Raw genomic sequence first — 21447 nt, 5'->3', positions numbered from 1 at the left:
GCAAAACCCAGACAAATAACTATGGCAAGTGTTGATAATATGTAAGCTTTTGGCAAGCAATAATTCAGAAACACTGCGTAAAGAGTCAGTTTTTAAACAAGAGGATACAACAAAAAAAAACACAGAAGGAAGATGGTGGAGGGGGAAGGATTCGAACCTTCGAAGGCAGTGCCGGCAGATTTACAGTCTGATCCCTTTGGCCACTCGGGAACCCCTCCACGAGTGCGACGCATCTTACCAAAACGAGCTTTGATGTAAAGAATTTTACTTCACTTTTTTTACTGACTGCCGATAAAGCAAACAACAGAGCAACAAAGACACGATTCTCCATGATCATTAATGAGTGGCAAACAGGACAAAGCCTGAACAAAGCTGTGCTGCATCAGCGTTTGTCTGATTTTGCGCTGGTACTGGCTATGCACTCACCGGATGTTCGCGACTTTGGCCAGTTCTACATTCCGGAATCAGGTGACGCGCCTGTACAGGCTGATTTGTATCAGCAGTTTGGTTTACAGCAAAGCCGGGACTATGGCTGGCTTGACGGCGATGAGCAGCGTCTTGACCTTACGGCCGATGCATTGCATCAGGGGGGGCAGGTCAGTTGTCAGTTACAGCAATTGTTGCAACCCCTGCCATGGGTGCTGCAGCATGATGCAAAAAAACTGGCCGACGAGGTGAAACACAACCTGCCATTTCATTGCCTGCACCATTTGCAGCAACACGCAGGGAGGGCTAAACCTGAAGCGGATGCTACAGGGCTCTATGACATACTGCAGCAGTTGCATGCTCAGGAGCTGGCAGCCTGATGCTCACATTTCTTAAACTTTAAGCCACTGCCACAGGGACAGGTATCATTACGGCCAATTTTTCGGGCCGGGTGGGAGGTTAACTGACCATCTCTGTAGTACCAGCGTCCTTCAATCTGCTCAAATGACGATCGCTCTTCCAGCTGCTCCAGTCTGTCCTGCTGAATATAACGGGCAATAAAATGCACCTGGGTCGCGGAACTGGCTTTGATCTCAAGACCAATAAAACAAACCGCATCACCAAACTCAGCCAAAGCCTGAACCGGATGGCTGGCTTGCAAATCTGGCACGTAGCTTTGCTGTATATAAAGGTAGTGTTTTGTGCAATAGGCGCTGTAGCGCGAGCGCATCAGTTGTTCTGCACTGGATGCCGTTGTCTGGTTCAGGATCAGCGGTTCGCAACATGACGCATATAGCTGACCTGAACCACAGGGGCAGGGCACAGGCCCTTCTGTTTGAACTGATGGGAGGCTTGTCATAGGCTGGCTCCAAAAAAACGCAGAGTGTAAAACAACAACTGCATTCCCACCAGCGGCCTGTCTCAGAGCCGCCGATTAATGTGTCCTTGACTGCAGCTCGGTCGCATCATCCAGGCTGCTTAACTGGTAAAAACAGGTTTGGTGCAACTCTGCCAGGTCCTGATAGCGATGCAGCGATTGTTCGCTGAACTGATCCTGCCATACGACTACAGCGGCACAAGTGCTGCTGGCTAAGGCATGTGTCAGCACTGTGTCGGTATTGCTGATTTGCTTTTGCTGGATCAATAACAAGCGGGACAAGTCGACACCACAGGCTGCTAACCGGCTTTTATCAGGCAATTGGTTGGGGGCCACCAACAATACCCACCCACTCTGGTGCTGATGCTGGCGCAGAATAAATACCAGCTCAGCCAACGCAGACTGGTCAGCATCCAGCTGTAACTTGCGATAATACAACGGGCTTTTGCTACGACGGACAAAAGCTGGGGTGAAGGAATGAGCGGAACCTGAATTCAACATAGTAGCAACCCTAAAGCTGTTCATTTATACAGTGTATGTATATACAGTAGTTTTGCATTGTTTAAAAAGCAAGCTCTTTTTTCAGTTATTTTGTTTGCTGCTCCAGCCGTTCAGCCGCCAGATATTGCGCCTGTTGCCATTGCAGTGGGTTCAGCCTGGCCTGCAGCGCTGCCAAAGCTCGCTGCGCATCCGGATGCCGCTGCAACGCTGCCAGCTGAAACCAGCAGGTGGCATGGCAAAGCGACAGAGGCCGTTCCTGGCCTTTTAAGTAGGACAAAGCTAACTGGTACTGCGCTGCTGCATCGCCTTGTTTTGCCTTTAGCACCAAAGGGTCGGCCCTATGCGACTGCTCCACATCGCCTTGCCTGGCGGCCATGACCAGCTCAGGTTGTGTTGAAAGCTGTTGCAAAAATTGTTGCATCTGCTCCAACTTTTGTTGCAGTTCATGCAATGTCAGCTCATCCAAAGACTGAAACCGGGCTGAATGAGGAAGGTGACTGTGTGGCATGACAAGCTCCGCTGAAAAATCCGGCGCTATTAGACCCAAGCTGAGTCACAAGATCAACCACTGGCTGGACCAATTCAGCGGCGAGACTGGAGTACACTGCAGCCGTTATGATCAGTGAGAAGAGCCCGATGTTTTTACAGCAGTTTATCAACCGTCAGGGCGAAACGGTGCAGTTCAGCCGAGAACAGGCCTGCCGTTTTGCCAAAGAAGTGGCAACAGATTTTAATCCCATTCATGATGCCGACAGCAAAAGATTCTGTGTTCCGGGCGATTTACTCTTTGCCCATATGGTGGCTCAGCATGGCTTGGCGGCTCAGCTGGAATGCAGCTTTGCCGGTATGGTCAGCGCCGATGTTGCGTTGCGTTCAGTGGCTCAGGACGACCAGTGGTTACTGAAAGACAACGCCGATAAAAATTATCTGATCCTGCGCCAGCAAGGCGCGTTGTTTCATGAGGCTGCTTATATCGAAGCCCTGGTGCAAGACTATGTGCGTTTTTCCGGCCAGAACTTTCCACATATTCTGCAGCCTTTAATGCAACAACATCAGGTGATGATTAATCCGCAGCGCCCTTTGGTGATCTATGAAAGAATGTCGTTGCAGTTTGACCATTTTGGTTCTGAAGCGCCGACACTGCAGCTGGCCGATTGCCAGTTGCAGGTGGAAGGTAAACGTGGACTGGCCATTCTCGGCTTTGAGTTGAACACGGCAGGCGAGCGTGTGGGCCGTGGCGAAAAACGGATGATTTTAAGCAACCTGCAACCTTATGATCACCAGGTGATGCAGCAGATGGTGGACTTTTATAATGGCCGCAAACAGCAGTTTTCGGCTAGACTGCGCCCTTCAGTCAAAGGAGAGCAGCTATGTGGTATATGATTTGTTCGGAGGATGTGCCGGACAGCCTGGAGAAGCGAAAAGCCGTGCGTGAACAGCATTTGGCAAGGTTGCGTGAATTAAGTGCTCACGGCTTGTTATTGCTGGCCGGGCCTTTGCCTGCCGTCGATAGTGAAGAGCCCGGTGAGGCTGGCTTTACTGGCTCTCTGGTCGTGGCTCAGTTTGACAGTCTGCAGCAGGCTCAGGCCTGGGCTGCGTCGGATCCTTACCTGGCGGCTGGTGTTTATCAGCGCTCAACCGTCAAACCCTTTAAAAAAGTGCTGCCCTGACTTTGGGGCCCTGTCGGCTATGGCCTCGATGGAGGCCAAAAGTTTTTTAATTTTTTCAGATATTTGCTATAACAGATCCATTCCATTCTGATAGAAGTGGCCGGTGTATGCGGTTTTGGTCGGTACTCTGCTGTGCAGTCAGTTACGTTGTTGCAGGGCCTGTTTTTGCCACTCCGCAGGCATTTGACGAACTGGCCGGGCAAATCCGTTCTGGCAAACGTTACGCTCTGCACTTGTCGGAGCAACGCGCCTTATTCGCTGAACTGCATGCCTTGTTGCCAGCCAATGACCCGGTCCGGCAAGAGGAGTATCAACGGCTCAGCTGTGCCAGCCGTTGGCAGGACGACGCGGCACAAGGTCTGACCGTGGTGCAGGCCTGGGTTGCAGCCAGCGAACAGCCCGATCAGCAAAGTCAGTATCTGCAGTGCCAGACCGAACTCTACCACCTGCTTGGGGAAGCCGGTAAAGCAGATGAATCCGCGCTGGCGGCGCTGAAGGTGGCACGGAAGGGCAAGGATCCTTATGTGTTGGCGCAGGCGTTGTTGATGACGGCAGATTTGCATTCCTTTCGTGGGGAATATGCTCTGTCACTGCAGCAGTTGTTTGAAGCCAGTGCGCTGTTTTCTGCCTTGGGGTATCGCTACTGGCAAGGCTATTGCATTGAATACATCGCGACGACCTATCGCCGGATGGGAGACTACCAGCAGGCTATTGCGTATCTGGAGCAGGCCGAACGTGACTATGTTCCCAGCGCTGACCAATTCCGTATTGCCTTTCTGATGCATGAAAAAGCCTATTCGCTGGCCGAGCTGAAACGTTTTGCGCAAGCCAGGGCGCTGTTCGAAGCGTCCAGGGTGATCTATCAGCAACTGAAAGAACCACTCTGGGTGCAGTACACCAACGTGAATCTGACCTGGATGCTGTATGAAACAGGGCACTACCAGCAGGCGTTGGCCTTAGGGCTGCAAACCGACAAACAGCTGCAGGCCGCGTCTGAAGGCAGTGCCGTCAATACCACTATTTACCGCGCGTTGCTGAAACTGTATCTGGGGCAGACCCAGCATGCACTGGGGCAGCCGGAGACGGCGCTAAAAAGTTTTGCCGACTCCGAAGCACTGATGAAACTGGACCACAGTGCCCGGCATCTGGTGCTGTTGCATCAGGCCAGAGCGGCCGTCTACCAGCAACTGGGTCTGTACCAGCAGGCGCTGGAAGATGTGCAGCAGGTGTTGCATCTGCGGACAGGGTTGACCCAGGCAGCTCAGCAGCAGCAAGCCGATTTGCTGCGGTATCAGTTTGATTCTGAGCGCCAGCAGGTTCAGAGCGAGCAATTAAAACGCGAGCGTAACCTCAGCCAGCAGCAGGTGGAAGCGTTGCAACAGGCTCAGCGTTGGCAATATGCGGCGCTTGGCACCCTGGTGTTGTGCTTTGGCCTGCTGGTCTGGTTGCTGATCAATCAGTCTAAACGCAACCGACGTTTGCATCATCTGGCAATGACGGATGAGCTGACTCAGGTGGCCAACCGTCGGCGGATCCTGCAGCGTGCTGAAAGCCTGAGGTTGCAGGCTGAACACAATCACACTGCTCTGGCGGTTTGCCTGCTGGATATTGATCACTTTAAGCAGGTCAATGACCGCTACGGTCACGACAGCGGCGACTGGGTTCTGCAGCAGGTGGCACAAAGTTGTCAGCAGTTGCTGCGCAAGGACGATGGGTTGGGTCGTACTGGCGGTGAAGAGTTTTTACTGTTGTTTCCTGAGACTGAATTGGCTGATGCGGTCGCTGCCGCTGACCGGCTGCGGCTGGCGGTTCAGGCGCTGCAGTTTGGCATGATAGACGCTGAGTTGCAGGTACGGGTCAGCCTGGGTCTGGCAATGTTGCTGCCCGGCGAGAACCTGACCAGCCTGATCAGCAGAGCCGATAAAGCGCTTTATCAGGCCAAAGCCAATGGCCGCAATCAGGTCTGTGTGGCAGAATAACCGTATTACAAGGACAGTTGGTTGTACTGATGACAATGTCGCGCCCTTCTATTGAGCCTGGTTTTCTGGTGGTGCATTCCAATCAGCTGGAGCAGCTGCGCGCTCTGGTGGTGCAGTTTTGCAAAGCGTACCCGCTGCAGCCGCTTGAACTGGAACACGTGCTGGTGCAAAGCAATGGCATCGCCCAGTGGCTGAAACTGGCGCTGGCGGCTGACCCTGATTCCGATGCGCTGGGCGGCGGCCTCGGTATTGCTGCCGCTGTCCAGATGCAACTGCCAGGTCGATTTGTCTGGCACATGTACCAGCAGGCGTTGCCTGAATTGGCGCTGAGTCAACAATCGGTGTTTGACAAAGGCGCTTTGCGCTGGCGCCTGTACCAGCTGCTCCCCCTGTTACTGGCAGAGCAGCCGCTGGGAGAGCTGAATCAGCTTAACTGGCAGGACCCTGAAGTGCTGGCTGGCTTAAGTCATACGCTGGCCGACTTATTTGACCAGTACCAGGTGTACAGAGCGGACTGGCTGAACGACTGGGCAGCGGGCCATGCAGTGCTGCGCCAGAGTGATGGCACGGTCAACCCCATGCCAGACAACCAGCTGTGGCAGGCCAGGCTGTGGCAGGCACTGATGCACAGCTTGCCGGCCCAAGAGCAGCAGCACAGCCGTGCTGTGCTGCATCAGCAGTTTCTGCAACGGGCCCGGCAATGGACCCAAAGGCCGGCTTTTTTGCCGCGTCGGGTGATCGTCTTTGGTATTTCCTCTTTACCACAACAAAGCCTGGAACTGCTGTCGGCTATTGCACCTTTTTGCCAGGTGCTGCTGGCTGTACTCAACCCTTGTCAGTTGTATTGGGCCGACGCCATCGCCGAAAAAGATCGGGTGCGGGTGACGCGGCATCGTCAGCAGCAGAAACTGGACTTCGCTGCTTTACCGGCTGAACTGGCGGCCATGCAAACCCAGCCTTTGCTGGCCAGCTGGGGCAAGCAGGGCCGGGATTATATCCGGCTGCTGGACCAGTTTGACGAGACCGCCGCACACCAGCATTTATTTAACCAGCAGCGGGTGGATCTGTTTGTTGAACCTGATGTCAGTCATTTACTTGGTCAGTTGCAAAGTGACATTCTGAATTTACGCTCGCCGCAGGAAACCAAGACGCAATGGCCCGCCTTAACACTGGCTCAGGCCAGGACCATCGAGTTCCATTCGGCGCACAGTGCGCTTCGGGAAGTGGAGATCCTGCATGACCAGTTATTGCAGCGTTTTGCCGAACATCCAACACTGAAACCCCGTGATGTAATGGTGATGGTGCCGGATATTCAGGTGTACGCCCCTTTTATTCAGGCCGTTTTTGGCCGGGTGCCAGCGTCGGATAATCGCTACATCCCCTTCAGTATTTCGGATCAGGCAGGTGCAGCCCAACAACCACTGCGTCAGGCGTTGCAGCTGTTACTCTATCCGGAGCAGCAGCGGCTCAGCGCCAGTTCTGTTTTTGATCTGCTGGATTTATCCACGGTGCAGCAACGCTTTGGTCTGGCAGCCACCAGCCTGCCGACCTTAAAGGTCTGGTTGGAGCAGGCCGGTGTGCGCTGGGGCCTGAATGAAGCCCACAGAGCAGAGCTGGGGTTGACCCCGGCCTTTACGGAACACAGCTGGTGGTATGGCCTGAAGCGGATGTTGCTTGGATACGTCAGTAACGGCGACAGCTGGCAGGGCATTATGCCCTTTACTGACAGTGCGGGTCTGGAGGCTGCAGAGCTTGGGCCTCTGTGTGAACTCTTTGACGCACTTGAACTGTGCTGGCAGCAATTGCGGCAGCAACGCACTGTGGCTCAATGGGTGCAGTTGTTTAGCTCGTTATTGCAGCAGTTCTTCAGTCCGACCGACCTCGACACAGAGCAGGAACTGCAGCAATTGCAACAGGCGCTGATGCAGTGGCAACACAACGCGGAGCTGGCACAATGTGAGGTGGCGCTGCCGCTGCAGGTCGCCCGGCAGGCCTGGCTGGACGAACTGCAGGGGCCGGGGTTGCAGCAACGTTTTATTACCGGGCGGGTCAATTTTGCCACCTTGTTGCCCATGCGGGCTATTCCGTTTGAAATCATTGCTCTGTTGGGCATGAACGATGGCGATTATCCAAGGCGGCAGCCGCGTGCGGACTTTGATTTATTGGCGCGGGATTACCGGGCAGGCGACCGCTCCAGACGGGATGATGATCGCTATTTACTGCTCGAAGCCCTGTTGTCGGCCCGCAGCCAGCTGTATATCAGCTGGGTTGGCCAGAATGTGCTGGATAATGCCAGCAAACCGCCTTCGGTCCTGGTGATGCAGCTGCGCGACCATCTGCAAAACGGCTGGCAGCTGGCCGGCGTGGAAGATCCGGCTGAACAGCCTCTGCTGCAGCACATCACCTTTGAGCATCCGCTGCATAGTTACAGCAGCCGCTATTTGGCGGAGGAAGGCGGGCTGTTCAGTTACCGTCATGAATGGCAGAGTTTGCATCAGGCCGCCCCTCTGCAGTCGCTACCCGCAGCCCCTTTGCCCTTGTCAGAAGCTGCCCAATGGGGACTACCGCAGCTGAGCGATTTTTTACGTGCTCCGGTGAAGTTCTTTTTCCGTCAGCGCCTGAAGCTGGATTTGGACAGTGAGCATCTGGCCAGCCTGGATGATGAAGACTTTGTGTTGCAGCCGTTGCAGCGTTACCAGCTCCAGCAACAACTGTTGACGGAACTGCGCATCAGTATCGAACAACAGCAGGACTGGCAGCAAGCTTGCCGTCAATGTCTGGACAAGTTCAGCCGTCAGGGCCTGCTGGGGGTTGGTGCAGCTGCCTCGTTGGCGCAGCAGGATTTAAGCCAGGGCCTGCCGGAGCTGGCCATTCGTCTGATGGAGCTTTGCCGCCTGTACCCGGAGCTGCAAGACCTGAGCGAACTGGAGTTTCAAAGCCCGGATGGCAGTGTCCGGCATCTGTTGTCTGGCCTGCGCCGTGGCGCGACAGGGCTGGCCCTGGTGCAACTGGTGCCTGTTGGGCTCTATGCCAAAGCTGAGCTGAATGTGCGGGCGGCTATTCCGGGCTATCTGTTGCAGCTGCTTTGTTCCGCCTGTGGCGTGCAGTGCAGTCTGTATTTGTTATCGCGGCAGGGCGAGTTATGCCTGCCTCCCTATCCGCCGCAACGGGCTGAGCAGCAATTGAGAGCGGTGCTGCATTGGTTGCGGCAAGGCCTGAGCACGCCTTTGGCACTGGAACTGAAAACGGCACTGGAAGCACTGAAACAGCTGGATAAAGCAGCGCCTCTGACGGAGGCTGCGCTGCAAAAGCTAAGCAATCTGTACCATGGTGATGGCTTTAATGCCGGGGTGTTGCAGTATGACCGCTATTTACAGCGGGCCTGGCCCGACTTTAATGAGCTCTGGCAGCAGGGCCAGTTGGTAACACTGGCCGAATCTTTGTATCGTCCTTTGCTGTGTTTGGGTCAAGGAGACGCTGCCTGATGCTGCCGCTGAACATTGCTGAATTCCCACTGCGTGGCAGCCAACTGATTGAAGCCAGCGCCGGCACTGGCAAAACCTTTACCATTGCCGCCTTGTACCTGCGTCTGGTGCTGGGGCATGGCCGTGACGAACCATTGTTACCACCAGATATTCTGGTGGTGACTTTTACCGATGCAGCCACCCGTGAGCTGACCGAGCGCATAGCACAGCGTCTGGCGGACGCCGCGCGCTACTTCCGGCAACTGAGTCCGCAGGCCGACCCGGTCCTGGCCGGGCTGCGTGCCAGCTACCCGGAAGCGCAATGGCCGCTTTGTGCGTACCGTCTGGAGCTTGCCGTGCAGTATCTGGATGAAGCGGCCATTTCCACCATTCATGGCTGGTGTAACCGGGTACTGGCAGAGTTTGCTCTGCCAACAGGCCAGGTGCAGCAGTTGCAGCTGGTCACCGACACGGCCCCCCTGCAGCAGCAGGTGATGCGGGATTACTGGCGCTGCTGGTATTACCCCTTGCCGGAGTCGCAATTAGCGCAGGTACTGCAACTGTGGCAACAGCCTGAACAGCTGCTGTCGGCCGTCAGGCCAGTCTGGCCACATCTGACGCATTTTGAACAACCGCCGCCGCCAGCCGAATCGTTACGGGTGGTGCAGCAGCAGAAGCAGCAACTGTTAACGGCGCTGAAAGCACCCTGGCTGACTTGGGCGGATGAGATTGAACAGCTGCTGATGCAGGCCATTGCCGCCAAAGCGGTGGATGGGCGAAAACTCCGGGAAAACTACCTGCGTGGCTGGCTGGATAAATTACGCGCCTGGGCGCAGGAACCAGCGGCGGAGCAACTGGAGTTGCAAACCGGTTTTACCCGCCTGACGCCCGAAGGACTTGCGGAGGTGTTTAAGGGGCCGGTCCCTGTGCATCCGGCGTTTGAAGCCATGCGGCAGTTACCGGCGCAGCTGGCGGCCTTGCCACAGCCACGCCGGGCATTATTGCTGCATGCGGCCTGGTGGTTCGCTTCGCGATTCTCGGCGCAGCTGCAGCAACGCTCTGAACTGGGTTTTGATGCCCTGCTGACCCGCTTGCATCAGGCCTTGAATGATGGAAACAAAAGCGGCACTGAAACCTCGCTGGCACAGCGGCTGCGCCAGCGTTACCCAGTGGCGCTGATTGACGAATTCCAGGACACAGATCCGGTTCAGTACCAGCTGTTCGATGCCATTTACCGGTTGGAGGACAACCGGCAGGACTGTGCTGTGGTGTTAATTGGTGACCCCAAACAAGCCATTTATGCCTTTCGTGGCGCCGATATTTACAGTTACTTGCAGGCCAAGCAGGCCACCCGCGGGCGTCATTACCAGTTGATGGTGAATTACCGCTCGACAGCTGCGCTCATTGACGCACTGAATTTTGTGTTTACCAGTGCAGAGCAACGACCGCTGGGTACCTTTGTGCTGGCTGAAAAAGAGTTGTTGAATTACCAGAAGGTGTCGGCGGCAGGGCGCAAAGAACAGTTTTATCTGAATGGTGAGCCCGCTGCAGCGCTGGCGCTTTGCCTGCATCCAGCCGCGCAGGACAAACCCCTGACCAAAGCAGACTATCTGGCGCAGATGGCGCAGGCCTGTGCTGAGCAAATTGCGCTTTGCCTGAACCAGGCGCAGCAGCAAGGTTGTGGTTTCTGGCAGCCGGATCCTGCGGGCGTCGCGCAGTTTACCGCGCTGCAAACTAATGACATTGCGGTGCTGGTCAATAATCAACAGGAAGCCCGGCAGATCAAGCAGGCACTGCGCCAGCGCGGCTTGCCGGCTGTGTACCTGTCAGACAAGGGCACAGTGTTTGACAGCCCGCTGGCACAGGATGTGCTGCTCTGGCTGCGCGCCTGCGCTGAGCCAGAGCGCGAGTCGTTGCTCAGAAGTGCAGTGGGCAGCTGGAGTCTGCAACGTTCTTACACTGAACAGGCGGCGCTGCTGGACGATGAACTGGGCTGGGAGCAACTGCGGCTCCAGTTTGAGCTGTACCATCAGCGCTGGGCAGAGCAGGGCGTATTAGTCATGTTATGGCAGTTGATCCAGGACTTTTTGGTGGCTGAGTTTTTGCAGCAATTGCCGGACGGTGAGCGGTTGCTGACCGATCTGCTGCACCTGGCTGAACTGCTGCAGCAGAAATCGGCTGAGCAGGAAGGCATGGCCGGTCTGGTGCGTTATCTGGCCGAACATCTGGCGGGCACAGGTCAAAGTGGCGCTGAGGAGCAAAAGCTGCGGCTGGAAAGCGATGAGCAGCTTATTCGTATTGTCACTATCCACAAATCCAAAGGCCTGGAATACCCGCTGGTATTTCTGCCTTTTATTGCCGCCAGTCGTACGCTGGATACCAGCAAAGGCCCGATCAGTTACCACCCCAGTGCGGCTGAACTGGTGGTGCGGCTGGATGCGTCCGAAGAGGAGCTGGCGCTGGCGGAACGGGAGCGGTTGGCGGAAGAAATGCGCAAGCTTTATGTGGCGCTGACCCGGGCCCGGCATTATTGCTGGCTTGGCCTGGCGGCGCAGAAAGACGCAAGTGCCATCGGCTATCTGCTGTCGGATGATGCGCGCTTAAGCCCACAATCGCTGCAGGCACAGTTCAGTCCCTGGTTGCAGCACCCGGCCATAGTGCAGGCCGAATTTGCCGCCGGGCAACTCAGTCAGGTGCAGTGGCAAAAACCTCAGTCTGAAAGCCGCTGTTATCGTCAGAAGCAGCGGCCGGTTCGCGAGCTATGGTGGATGGCAAGCTACAGTGCGTTGCTGACGAAGCATGACGAGCAAAGCAAAGCCGCAGAGCTCTATGCTGAACTGGTGGTCGAACAGCAACCGGCAGACCTGCCAGAGCCGGCTTCCGACCCGCTGCCAGCCAGTTTTTCCCAGCGGTTTAATAAAGGCAGTCAAGCAGGCAGTTTTTTACATGACGCACTGGAATGGGCGGCGCAGCAAGGTTTCGCCCAGGCGCTGGCGTGCCCGGACCTGTGGCTGGAGCCCTTGCTGCAACTGGCCCAGCGTTACCAGTTGGCGCAGCAGCTGCCGGATGGGCTGTGGCAGGCCGACTGGCAGAAGGAACCCACGGACCTGCAGTCACTGCTTTCCCCTGTGCTGGACTGGTTGTTGGATTTGCTGCGCGTACCTGCACTGCAAGGACAGGCTTTGACTGCGCTTTTGCCTGGGCAGTACCAGGCTGAGCTGGAATTTTATCTGCCGGTGCAGCCGGTGGCGGTCAAAGCACTGGATCAGTTGATCAGCGCGGCTATTTTTCCGCAGCAGCCAAGGCCTGCGCTCAGCGAGCTGCAACTGGGCGGCATGCTGAAAGGCTTTATTGACCTGACTTTTGTGCAGAATGACCGCTATCAGGTGCTGGACTATAAATCGAATTTTGATGCCAGTGGTCAGTACGACACCAACCAGTTAGCCCAGCAATTTTTGCAGCACAGATACGATGTGCAGGCCTGTCTGTATCAGCTGGCTTTGCACCGTTTACTAAAAAGCCGCTTGCCGGGCTATCAGCCGGCGGTTCAGCTGGGGCCTGCGCTCTATTGGTTTATCCGCGGTGCACAGCAAGCCGGTGCCGGGCTTTTGGCGGTGGATATTCCACTGGATTTACTGTTTGAGCTGGATGCGTTGCTGTCTGGCGGACGCAGTGGGGGGCACTGATGGAGTCTCAATTGGACCGGATTATGGACCCAAACAGGAATCAGACTATGGAGCAGGCCTATGCAACGCAGCTGATTCGGGAGCTGGCGGGCAATCACTGGCGTGCCATAGACAAAGCGCTGGTGCGGTTTTTTCAGCAGCACTGCCCAGAGTTGTCAGCGCTGTGGCTTCTCGTCGCTGGTGAAACCAGCAAAGCCAGTTCACAAGGGCACTTATGTCTGGATCTGCAGGAGGCTGAAGCCTATTTGCAGAGTGCCGGACTTCCGATCCCCGACTGGGCGTCCCGCATCCAGGAGGCGAACCTGTTCATTTCAGTGGCCATGCTGGACGAGCGGCCCCTGGTCTATGCCAATGACGCCTGGTATTTTCGCCGTTTTTATGCCTGTCAGCAGCAGATCCAGGCCTATCTGCAACGCACCTCTGGCCAGAGCCAGAGGTTGCGCAGTCAGATGGAGTTGCCGGTGTTACGGACCTTATTGGATGGGCTGTTTGCCGCCAAAGCCGAACCGGACTGGCAGCGTCTGGCCTGTGCTTTAAGTGCCAGCAGCCAGTTCAGTGTGATCACGGGCGGGCCTGGCACTGGTAAAACCACCACTGTGGTGAAATTGCTGGCGTTGCTGCAGCAATGGCAGCATCAGCACCAATTGCCGCCACTGCGGCTGGTACTGGCCGCGCCAACAGGCAAAGCGGCAGTCAGGTTGCGCAGTTCCATTCAAAAAGCGCTGCTGTCTCTTGCCCTTGAACCGGCCATTCAGGCCGCAGTGCCCACCGAAGTCTCGACTGTGCATAAACTGCTTGGTGCCCGCCCACACAGCAAAAATTTTTATCACAATGAGCAACAGCCATTGGCGCTGGATTTGCTGGTACTGGATGAGGCCTCCATGTTGGATGTAGAGCTGTTCAGCGCCTTATTGCGCGCTTTACCGCTGAACGCCAGGCTGGTGCTGTTGGGTGATAAAGATCAGCTGGCTTCGGTGGAAGCCGGGGCTTTGTTGGGATCTTTGTGTGAGTTCGCCGCTGAAGGGCGTTACAGCAGCGCCACCCTGCAGTGGCTGACGGCATTAAGTGATGCCCCATTAGCTGCTGAGCTGGAAACAGCGTCGCCGCATGCGCTGGACCAACAAATCGCTATGCTGCGTAAAAGCTACCGTTTCTCTGCCGACAGTGGCATTTCGGCGCTGGCACAGGCGGTGAATCAGGGCGACCTGGCTCAGGTGCAGGCGCTGTGCCAACAACAAAAAGCCGATTTACAGGTGCTGTTTAAACCGTCGCAGCTCCATCTGCGCCAGCTGGTGCTCAGCGGGCAGGCCGACGGGCAGGGCCAGTCTGGCTTTAGTGACTATTTGCGGCTGGTGCAGCAAGGTGCAGAAGGGCCGCTGCATGGGGCCAATCAGGACCAATGGGCACAGGCCGTCTTGTCCGCCTTTGGCCGTTTTCAGCTGCTCTGTGCCGTGCGTCAGGGGGAGTTTGGGGTGCAACAGATCAACCAGCAGGTCGAGCTCTGGTTACAAGCCAACGGGCTGGTCGATGCCCGCACCCAGTGGTACTCAGGCCGGCCTGTGCTGATTAGTCAGAACGATTATGGACTGGGCCTGATGAACGGGGATGTCGGGATTTGCCTGCGCCGGGACTGGCAGGGCAAGTCGGTTTTGGCGGTGGCCTTTGCCTCGACGGAACCGGGTGAAGCCATCCGCTGGGTGTTACCGGGTCGGTTACCAGCCCATGAAACGGCCTATGCCATCACAGTGCATAAATCGCAGGGCTCGGAGTTTGACCATGCGGTGTTGTTGTTGCCCGCTGAACCTTCGGCCCTGTTGACCCGTGAGCTGGTGTACACCGCTATTACCCGTGCAGCAAAACAGTTTAGCCTGGTGTGTCCTGAGCCTCAGCTGTTGCTGCAGGCGGTCAGTGCAAAAACCAGCAGGGCAGGCTCGCTGAGGCTGGAACTTTAATGCCACAGCACAGCCTTTGTGCTTGCAAAAGCCCCCGGCCACCGGATAATAGCTGGCTGGGGCGTATAAACCATAAATAAAAAGGGTTATTGAATGGATATCTGGTTGTTAATTAAGGCCTTTATTTTGGGCCTTGTCGAAGGACTGACGGAGTTTCTGCCGGTGTCCAGCACCGGGCATTTAATTGTCGTTGGTGATTTAATTGGTTTTCATAACGATGGACGGGTCTTTGAAATCGCCATCCAGTTAGGCGCTATTCTGGCCGTGGTGTTTGAATACCGGCAGCGTTTTACCTCTGTGCTGACCGGTCTGACCCATGACCGTAAAGCGCAAAATTTTGTGTTAAACCTCTTTGTCGCCTTTTTGCCGGCCGCTGTGATTGGTTTGTTATTTATCAGCAAAATCAAAGAGTACCTGTTTAACCCCATTACGGTCGCCACCATGTTGGTGCTCGGTGGTCTGGTGATTTTGTATGCCGAGCGTCGTCAGCATCAGGTGCGCATTCATGATGTGGACGACATCAGCTGGAAAGATGCGTTAAAAGTCGGTTGTGCTCAGGTGATCTCAATGATCCCCGGCACCTCCCGCTCCGGCGCCACTATTATCGGTGGGCTGTTTTTTGGTTTTGACCGCAAGGTGGCTGCGGAGTTTTCATTTTTCCTGGCCGTGCCCACTATGTTTGCCGCTACCTTTTATGACATTTTCAAACACCGCGATTTATTGTCAGCCGCCGATCTGCCGATCTTTGCCGTTGGTTTTGTCACTGCCTTTTTAGCGGCGCTGGTGGCGGTGCGGACCTTTGTCCGTTTTGTCTCCAACCATAGCTATGAAGTGTTCGCCTGGTACCGTATTGCCTTTGGTGGGGTGATTTTAGCCACCTGGTACTTTGGCTGGGTCAGCTGGTAAGAACAAAAGCAATAAAAAAACCGGCGCTGCCGGTTTTTTTATTGCTGAAACAGCGATTTACCGACCCAGGTATCTATCCAGGGTTTTATACAGGCCTTGCCACATGGTCTGGTTTTTTTGCTTCAGCGTGGCCGCGTTGCTGGCCAGCAGCGGGCTTAACTGGTCGCGCTCGCCCATCAGTTGGCTGATTTTTTGGGTCAGGCTGACGGCCGACAGGGTTTCCAGGCAATAACCGGCCATGCCAAAATCGGCCATCATGGCGTGATACTTATGGCTCCAGCTGGTGGCGATACAAGGCACGCCCTGACTCAGCGCGTTAATAGCGCCGTGAAAACGTGAACTGACCACCAGGCTGGCGCTGCCGATAAAGGCTTTTACCGCCAGCGGATCTTCAATCCGGATAATCTCGCAGGGGGCCAGCCGGGCTATTTCTTCACATAACCGCTGATCCTCTTCCCCTTCGTGATTGACCAACAACACCGCATAACCCAGTTCCACCAGCTGATTGGCGGCAGCGGCAAAAGCTTCGACATAGTTGGTGCGCTGTGCTTCAGCATTGGCATGGTTAAATTTTGACACCACTTTGCTGTTGGGAATAAGCGCAGCAAAAGGGCCGTCAATCAGCGGAAAAGCGCTGCTGCTGTGGCCTTTGAGGCCAATGGTAAAGTCGGGGGTGAGCCGCACAGTATCAGGCAGGCTGTCGACACAACCTTTGACATGCTCTAACGACACCGGGTCGCGCACATAAACCAGAGCCGCATGCTCAACAATGTCGCGCATTGCCGCTTTGCTTTCACTGCTGCTAAAAGGACCAAAGGCCTGGGGCATAAAAATAAAGGGCTTACCGGCCTGGTGAAAGCGTTTGACTTCACGTGCTGTATTCTGCAGGAACTGCAGTGGCCACTGGTCGCCATAGGCAAAACCGCTGGCTTCCAGAATCACATCCACATCCCGCTCTGTCACTATGCCATAACGGCGCAGGACGCGGCGCAGCGCGCCCGGCAGTTTGCCCAAAGTACCGGTTAAATCCAGGCCCTTCCTGCGAAACGACAGCTTTTGCCAGGCGCCTAATAAGGCCCGTTCTTTGTAGGGCAGGTTTGGGCCGGGCGAGAGCACCAGTTCGGTGTTGTTCAGGGTTTTCAGGCCCTGCAAACAGGCCAGCAGCATCAGGTAAGCGCCTTTATTGCGAAATTGCACCCCTTTGATTTCCACCAGCAGAGGGCGCTGCGCTGGGGCGGCGTGGGTTGGCTCTAATTCAGACATAGGACAAAAGCTCCGTGGCAGTTTTCTTTTCAGAGTGGGGGATCAACGCTGCCGGGTCCGGATAGCCGACGGCAATCAGCATCACCACCCGTTCAAACGGCTGTAATTTCAGCAGCCGGGCGATTTTCTTTTCATAGTTTTCAATATCCGGCCAGTTAATAGAGCAGGAGGCCAGACCCTGGGTTTCCAGGGCCAGCATCAGCTGCATATTGGCCAGGCTGGCGTCGATATAAATCACATGGCGGTCACGCTCAAAAGGGTAAGCACTTAAATCACCGACCACGGCAAGCAGCGCCGGAATGCCATTGGCATAACCTACTGTGCCCATGGGTAGATTGGCCAGTTTCGTCAACATCTCGCCTTCGGTCGCTGCGATATACCGAAAGGGCTGGCGGTTACAGGCACTGGGGGCCTGGGCGGCGGCACTGACGGCTTTTTCCAGTTCAGCACGGGGCACTGGCTGACTTAAAAAGGTGCGCACCGAGCAGCGCTGCTGGCACAAGGTGTAAAAATCGTCGTAGCTGATAGGGGCTCGGGGCCGCTGTGCATACGGAGCTGGGGCGGCCAGCCGGCCTTGCTGCAGGCGAGGCGCTATCTGCGCCTGTAAGGCGGCAAACAGGCCAGGCTGAGTCGCATGGGCCGGCCATTGGGTAACACTGAAGTAGCTGTCCAGCACGTCATGGCAGTATTTCAGCAGCACCAAATCCAGCGCCTGGTGATCATGCAGCAGGTTTTGCAAAGCCGTCAGGGTTTCATCTATATAATCGAGCGCAAACAACGGCTTGCGCGGCACCATGCTCAGGCCTTTTTCCAGCCGGTGAATATTGCGGCGCAGGATCACACTGGCAATGGTGCTGCTTTCTTCATGCTGATGGTAATGCTGGCGGCCTGCGGCTGTGGCGTGCTGCTCACGGCGAAAATGCGGGTTAAAAAACGCATAATAGAGATTGGCGGCCAGCCGGCTTTTGGCCGCCAAAGGCAACAGCGTCCTGTCCAGTTTTTGTCGCAGTTGTTGTAAATGTTTTTTCATACAGGTTCACTCTTGATATCGGGCTGGCCCAGCCGGGCTTTGCACAGCTGCCAGAAGTGTGAGCGGCAGCGACGCGAAAAAAACAGAAAAAAGAACGACGCATAAGCATAAGAAATTAACGTGGCCCAGGCCGCCCCTTGCAGACCATACAAGGGGATCAGCCAGAAATTCAGCAGCACATTCAGGACAGCGCCCACACCATGGCTGGCCAGCGATAAAGGCTCCTGACCCGTGATCACCAAATGCTGACTGATCAGGTAACGCACAAAAATAAACATACCGGCCCAGATATGAATTTGCAGCACTGGCACACCAGCGGCAAAGGCGTCGCCAAACACCAGCGGTACCAAAGGCGGGGCCAGCACAAACATCAGAATTGCAATCACCAGCGCCATGGCCAGAAAATAACCACAGTATTTACGTAACAGCAGTAAATAACAGCTCCAGCTGTGTTGATGCTGTTTCAGCAAATCCGGGTAATACCGTACTGCTAAAGTGGCAGGGATCAGGTACCAGAGCTCAGACAAGCGGCTGACCGCGGAATACACCCCGGTTTGTTCTATGCCCAGCAGGCGTTCAATCATCACCACGTCAATACGCAGGTACACCACCGATAAAATGCCGGACATCCAGAGCCAGGACGAACGGCGCACCAGCTCTTTGGCCCAGGTCAGCCGGGCCTTCACCTGGCGGAAACGGCCAAAATGCGGGTTATGGCGGCAAAACAGCAGGTACTGGTAAAAGCCGGTGGCGGCAAACTCGACGCCCATCACCCAAAATAGCGCGTCAATGCCATAGCCAGCGTACAGCACCCAGAGTTTGGCCAGCAGGCAGAGCATGGCAATGCCAAGACGACCATAAGCCAGAGTACGGAAATGGCCCTGGTAATTTTCATGGTATTCAAACAGGATAAAGGCGATAAAGATCTGACCGACAAACAAAGCCGCTGCGCTTGGCAGGTAGGCATCGAATTCGGCGGGCAAATACCAGGCAAAGCCCAGCCACATCAAGGTACCAAACAACACGCCAGCAGCCAGCCGCAGCCAGACCGCAGTAAACAGAATGGAGGAACCGTCAGCCGGTGTTGGTGCCGACTGCACCTGCTTTTGCACCAGATTGTTCATCCCCAGGTTGGCCAGTGGGGCCAGAAAAGCACTCCAGGTCATCACAATGGCGTAATAGCCGGTGGCGGCAGGCCCCAGCATCTGAGCGACAATCACCGTAATCACAGCGGCGGCGCCCAGGCGGATTAACCGCTCGCCAACCAGTGCAACGGCTCTGGCCTGTGCCAGCTTTTTCAGTAAGTTCACCACGTTTTAGTCAACCACGGCCTTTGGCTTGGTAACGTCTGAGCAGACGGATAATGCGCCAAATATGTTGCAGACCGTATGAATAAGCACTGAACACCAGCAGGAACAAGAGCAGCATAATCAAGTCCGGCACCATCAGGTATTCACCAATCACACCGGCGGTGGCCAGCATGCAGGAGAAGCTGGTGATCACCACCAGGGCCTGGCGCGAACTTAAACCCAGACGCAAAAAGATATGGTGCAGGTGTTCCCGGTCAGCTTTAAAAGGCGACTGCCCTTTGCGGATGCGGCGCAGCATAATAGCCACCATATCCATCAGCGGTACCGCAATGACCCATAGCGCTGTGACAGGGCGGAAACTGGCGCTGTCACTTTGGGTGCCGATAATCAGCAGCCAAATGACAGTCAGGCCTATCAGCATGGAGCCGGCGTCGCCCATAAAGATTTTACCTTTGCCTTTGCCGACCACATCCAGGTTAAACAGCAGGTAAGGGATCAGCGCAAACACCAGGATCATCGGCAGCACGGCGTGGTCCAGCTGGCCGCCGACCGACATCATCAGGGTGACAGAAACAAAACTGACTCCGGCCATCATACCGGCCAGACCATCGATGCCGTCGATCATATTAAAGGCGTTAATCGCAGCGATCACGGCGATCAGGGTAAAAGGAATGCCGATATAACTCAGGTTGACATCCCCCAGCGCAAACAAATTGCCAAGGTTGCTGACATAAAGCTCGAGGCCATACACCATAGTGGCGCCCACTAACAATTGCACCACCAGACGCAGTTTGACACTCAGGTCATAAAAGTCGTCAAACACGCCCAATACCACAATAATGCCACCGCACAGCAGGTAGTAATAATGCACATTATCCGGCAGGCCAAACCAGCTTAAGGTCAGGGCGACGCCGGTGAAGACACAAATGCCGCCAATTAAAGGCACGGCCCCGACATGTTGCTTGCGGCCGGCCGGCTTATCAACCAGGCCTATTTTGTTGGCAAGGGGGATCATTAAAAAAATGGCCAGCAGGGTGATCACAAAAGTGGTGATAAATAACTGTAAATGCTCGGTCATACAAAGTCCGGAGGGCAGCTGATTCAGCCGAAACTGGCCTGATTATAGGGGAGTTTTCCCGGGCTGACTATTGGCGTCAGCGGAGAAAGTTATGCGGTATAACGACTTTGCTTTAAAAAAATGCTCTAATGCGGTTTTTCGCAGGGACTGGCTGCTCAATGCCTGGTTTTGGCTGAATTTTATACTATTGATCAACCCCTTAGCGGCTAAAGCCTATAGCAAAGTACAGAAGGAGTGTTCGTTCAGGTGAACCCACGTATTTTGATCCTGACCAATATGGGACCCAAGGCGTCCGCTCCGTTTCAGGGGCAGTTTGTTCGCACCCAAATGCAGGCGCTGTCAGAGCTGATGCCGGTGCTGTATTTTTACATGAGCTGGCACAGTGATTCCCGCCTCAATCGGCTGTTGAAATACCCCGTGTTGTTTTTGCAGTTTGTCTGGCGTTATGTGCTGAGCCGCCACAAACTGGACCTGCTGCATGTGCATTTTTTCTATCCCACAATTTTCCTCGCGATTTTCTATAAACTGGTGCGCAACCCCAGGGTGAAAATTATGGTGACCTGCCACGGCAGTGATATTTATTATTACGAACCTTTTTCGACCTTGTACCGCTGGAGCTGTGGCTGGGTTGACCAATGGCTGTACAGCAGTGAGAAGTTAAAGCAGCGCGCCTGGCAGGCACCAGATGACGCACCGGTGATTTCGGCCGGGATTGACGCCACTTTTGCGCAGACGGAGTTTTTAAGCCGCGAACAAAAAGACATCGATCTGCTGTATGTCGGTGCGCTGGACCAGAATAAAGGCATGGACAGATTGATCCGTCTGTTGCCCGCTCTGGCTGATTACAAAGTGGCATTGGTCGGTAAAGGGCCTTATCAGACCCGGATCGAGCAGGCGATACAACTTTACCCCAATGTGCAGTTGCTGGGGCCTAAATCCAGCAATGAATTAAAAGTCCTGTACCAGCGGGCGCGTTGTTTTTTAAGTTTGTCACGCAATGAATCTTTTGGCCTGGTGATGACCGAAGCCATGGCCTGCTATACCCCGGTGATTGCAACAGAGACCGACGGTTCAATGCAGCAGCTGGCGGACCGGCCAGAATGGCTTATTCCACAGCAGACCGAAGCTGAGCTGGACGCGTTGTTCCCGGAAAAAATTCAGCAGCTATTAAGTTTACCGGACTCAGACTACCAGGCATTGCAACAGGTCGGACGAGAGCAGGCGCAAGCCTGTATTGTGTCTGAAGTGGCGCTGCAGGTGCAGCGCATTTACCAGCAGGTGCTGGGGAAAAACGAATAACCCGTA

The 21447-nt window shown here is 55.2% G+C and carries 16 protein-coding genes and 1 tRNA gene; 9 read left to right on the top strand and 8 right to left on the bottom strand.

Features of this window, described 5'->3' with window-relative positions; all coding sequences use genetic code 11:
- Positions 1-133: 133 nt before the first annotated feature.
- Positions 134-218, bottom strand: a tRNA-Tyr gene (locus tag WKJ03_RS00985).
- Positions 219-329: 111 nt separating this feature from the next.
- Here WKJ03_RS00985 and WKJ03_RS00980 point away from each other — a divergent pair.
- A complete protein-coding gene (locus tag WKJ03_RS00980) occupies positions 330-806 on the top strand; it encodes a VC2046/SO_2500 family protein (protein WP_337840285.1) in 477 nt (158 codons plus the stop codon).
- Here the strand turns inward: WKJ03_RS00980 and WKJ03_RS00975 are convergent.
- The 3 genes from WKJ03_RS00975 to WKJ03_RS00965 all read right to left on the bottom strand — a co-directional run bounded on the left by WKJ03_RS00975 (position 788) and on the right by WKJ03_RS00965 (position 2312).
- On the bottom strand, positions 788-1285 hold the full coding sequence (locus tag WKJ03_RS00975; protein WP_337840284.1) for a YchJ family protein: 498 nt from the start codon (positions 1283-1285) through the stop codon (positions 788-790). The genes WKJ03_RS00980 and WKJ03_RS00975 overlap by 19 nt on opposite strands.
- A gap of 75 nt (positions 1286-1360) precedes the next feature.
- Positions 1361-1804: a SulA-like leucine-rich domain-containing protein gene (locus WKJ03_RS00970; RefSeq protein WP_337840283.1), complete on the bottom strand. Its 444-nt coding sequence runs from the start codon at positions 1802-1804 to the stop codon at positions 1361-1363.
- An 85-nt stretch (positions 1805-1889) separates the two neighbouring features.
- Positions 1890-2312, bottom strand: a complete 423-nt coding sequence (locus WKJ03_RS00965; RefSeq protein WP_337840282.1) for a hypothetical protein — start codon at positions 2310-2312, stop codon at positions 1890-1892.
- Between the two features lie 107 nt (positions 2313-2419).
- On the opposite strand from WKJ03_RS00965, the gene WKJ03_RS00960 reads away from it, so the two are divergent.
- From WKJ03_RS00960 to WKJ03_RS00930, 7 genes are all read left to right on the top strand, one after another.
- A complete protein-coding gene (locus tag WKJ03_RS00960; protein ID WP_337840281.1) occupies positions 2420-3187 on the top strand; it encodes a DUF3581 family protein in 768 nt (255 codons plus the stop codon).
- A complete protein-coding gene (locus WKJ03_RS00955; protein WP_337840280.1) occupies positions 3175-3474 on the top strand; it encodes a YciI family protein in 300 nt (99 codons plus the stop codon). The genes WKJ03_RS00960 and WKJ03_RS00955 overlap by 13 nt, the downstream gene beginning before the upstream one ends.
- Positions 3475-3581: 107 nt before the next feature.
- Positions 3582-5453, top strand: a complete 1872-nt coding sequence (locus tag WKJ03_RS00950) for a GGDEF domain-containing protein (protein ID WP_337840279.1) — start codon at positions 3582-3584, stop codon at positions 5451-5453.
- Between the two features lie 29 nt (positions 5454-5482).
- Positions 5483-8938, top strand: coding sequence for an exodeoxyribonuclease V subunit gamma (gene recC, locus WKJ03_RS00945; RefSeq protein ID WP_337840278.1), 3456 nt, complete (start codon positions 5483-5485; stop codon positions 8936-8938).
- Positions 8938-12603 carry an exodeoxyribonuclease V subunit beta gene (gene recB, locus WKJ03_RS00940; protein WP_337840277.1) on the top strand — a complete coding sequence of 1222 codons (3666 nt, stop codon included), beginning with the start codon at positions 8938-8940 and terminating at the stop codon, positions 12601-12603. The genes recC and recB overlap by 1 nt, the downstream gene beginning before the upstream one ends.
- Positions 12603-14555: an exodeoxyribonuclease V subunit alpha gene (gene recD / locus WKJ03_RS00935; protein WP_337840276.1), complete on the top strand. Its 1953-nt coding sequence runs from the start codon at positions 12603-12605 to the stop codon at positions 14553-14555. Before recB ends, recD begins: the two co-directional genes overlap by 1 nt.
- Positions 14556-14648: 93 nt before the next feature.
- Entirely contained in the window at positions 14649-15461 is an 813-nt protein-coding gene (locus WKJ03_RS00930) for an undecaprenyl-diphosphate phosphatase (RefSeq protein WP_337840275.1), read from the top strand.
- 57 nt (positions 15462-15518) lie between these two features.
- On the opposite strand, the gene WKJ03_RS00925 is transcribed toward WKJ03_RS00930, so the two are convergent.
- Genes WKJ03_RS00925 through wecA form a run of 4 tightly spaced genes read right to left on the bottom strand, consistent with a single transcriptional unit; the run spans position 15519 to position 20142 of the window.
- Positions 15519-16724 carry a polysaccharide pyruvyl transferase family protein gene (locus WKJ03_RS00925; RefSeq protein WP_337840274.1) on the bottom strand — a complete coding sequence of 402 codons (1206 nt, stop codon included), beginning with the start codon at positions 16722-16724 and terminating at the stop codon, positions 15519-15521.
- A complete protein-coding gene (locus tag WKJ03_RS00920) occupies positions 16717-17754 on the bottom strand; it encodes a nitroreductase family protein (protein WP_337840273.1) in 1038 nt (345 codons plus the stop codon). Before WKJ03_RS00920 ends, WKJ03_RS00925 begins: the two co-directional genes overlap by 8 nt.
- Positions 17751-19067 carry a flippase gene (locus WKJ03_RS00915; RefSeq protein WP_337840272.1) on the bottom strand — a complete coding sequence of 439 codons (1317 nt, stop codon included), beginning with the start codon at positions 19065-19067 and terminating at the stop codon, positions 17751-17753. The genes WKJ03_RS00920 and WKJ03_RS00915 overlap by 4 nt, the downstream gene beginning before the upstream one ends.
- Positions 19068-19074: 7 nt before the next feature.
- Positions 19075-20142 (bottom strand): UDP-N-acetylglucosamine--undecaprenyl-phosphate N-acetylglucosaminephosphotransferase, encoded by a 1068-nt coding sequence (gene wecA / locus WKJ03_RS00910; protein ID WP_337840271.1) that lies wholly within the window; start codon positions 20140-20142, stop codon positions 19075-19077.
- A gap of 246 nt (positions 20143-20388) precedes the next feature.
- Here wecA and WKJ03_RS00905 point away from each other — a divergent pair, with 246 nt between their 5' ends.
- Entirely contained in the window at positions 20389-21441 is a 1053-nt protein-coding gene (locus tag WKJ03_RS00905; RefSeq protein ID WP_337840270.1) for a glycosyltransferase family 4 protein, read from the top strand.
- Positions 21442-21447: the final 6 nt, after the last annotated feature.

Source organism: Rheinheimera sp., from assembly GCF_037442525.1.
Taxonomy (GTDB): domain Bacteria; phylum Pseudomonadota; class Gammaproteobacteria; order Enterobacterales; family Alteromonadaceae; genus Pararheinheimera.
The sequence above is the reverse complement of the archived record's forward strand: the minus strand, read 5'-3'. Positions and strand labels throughout refer to the sequence as shown.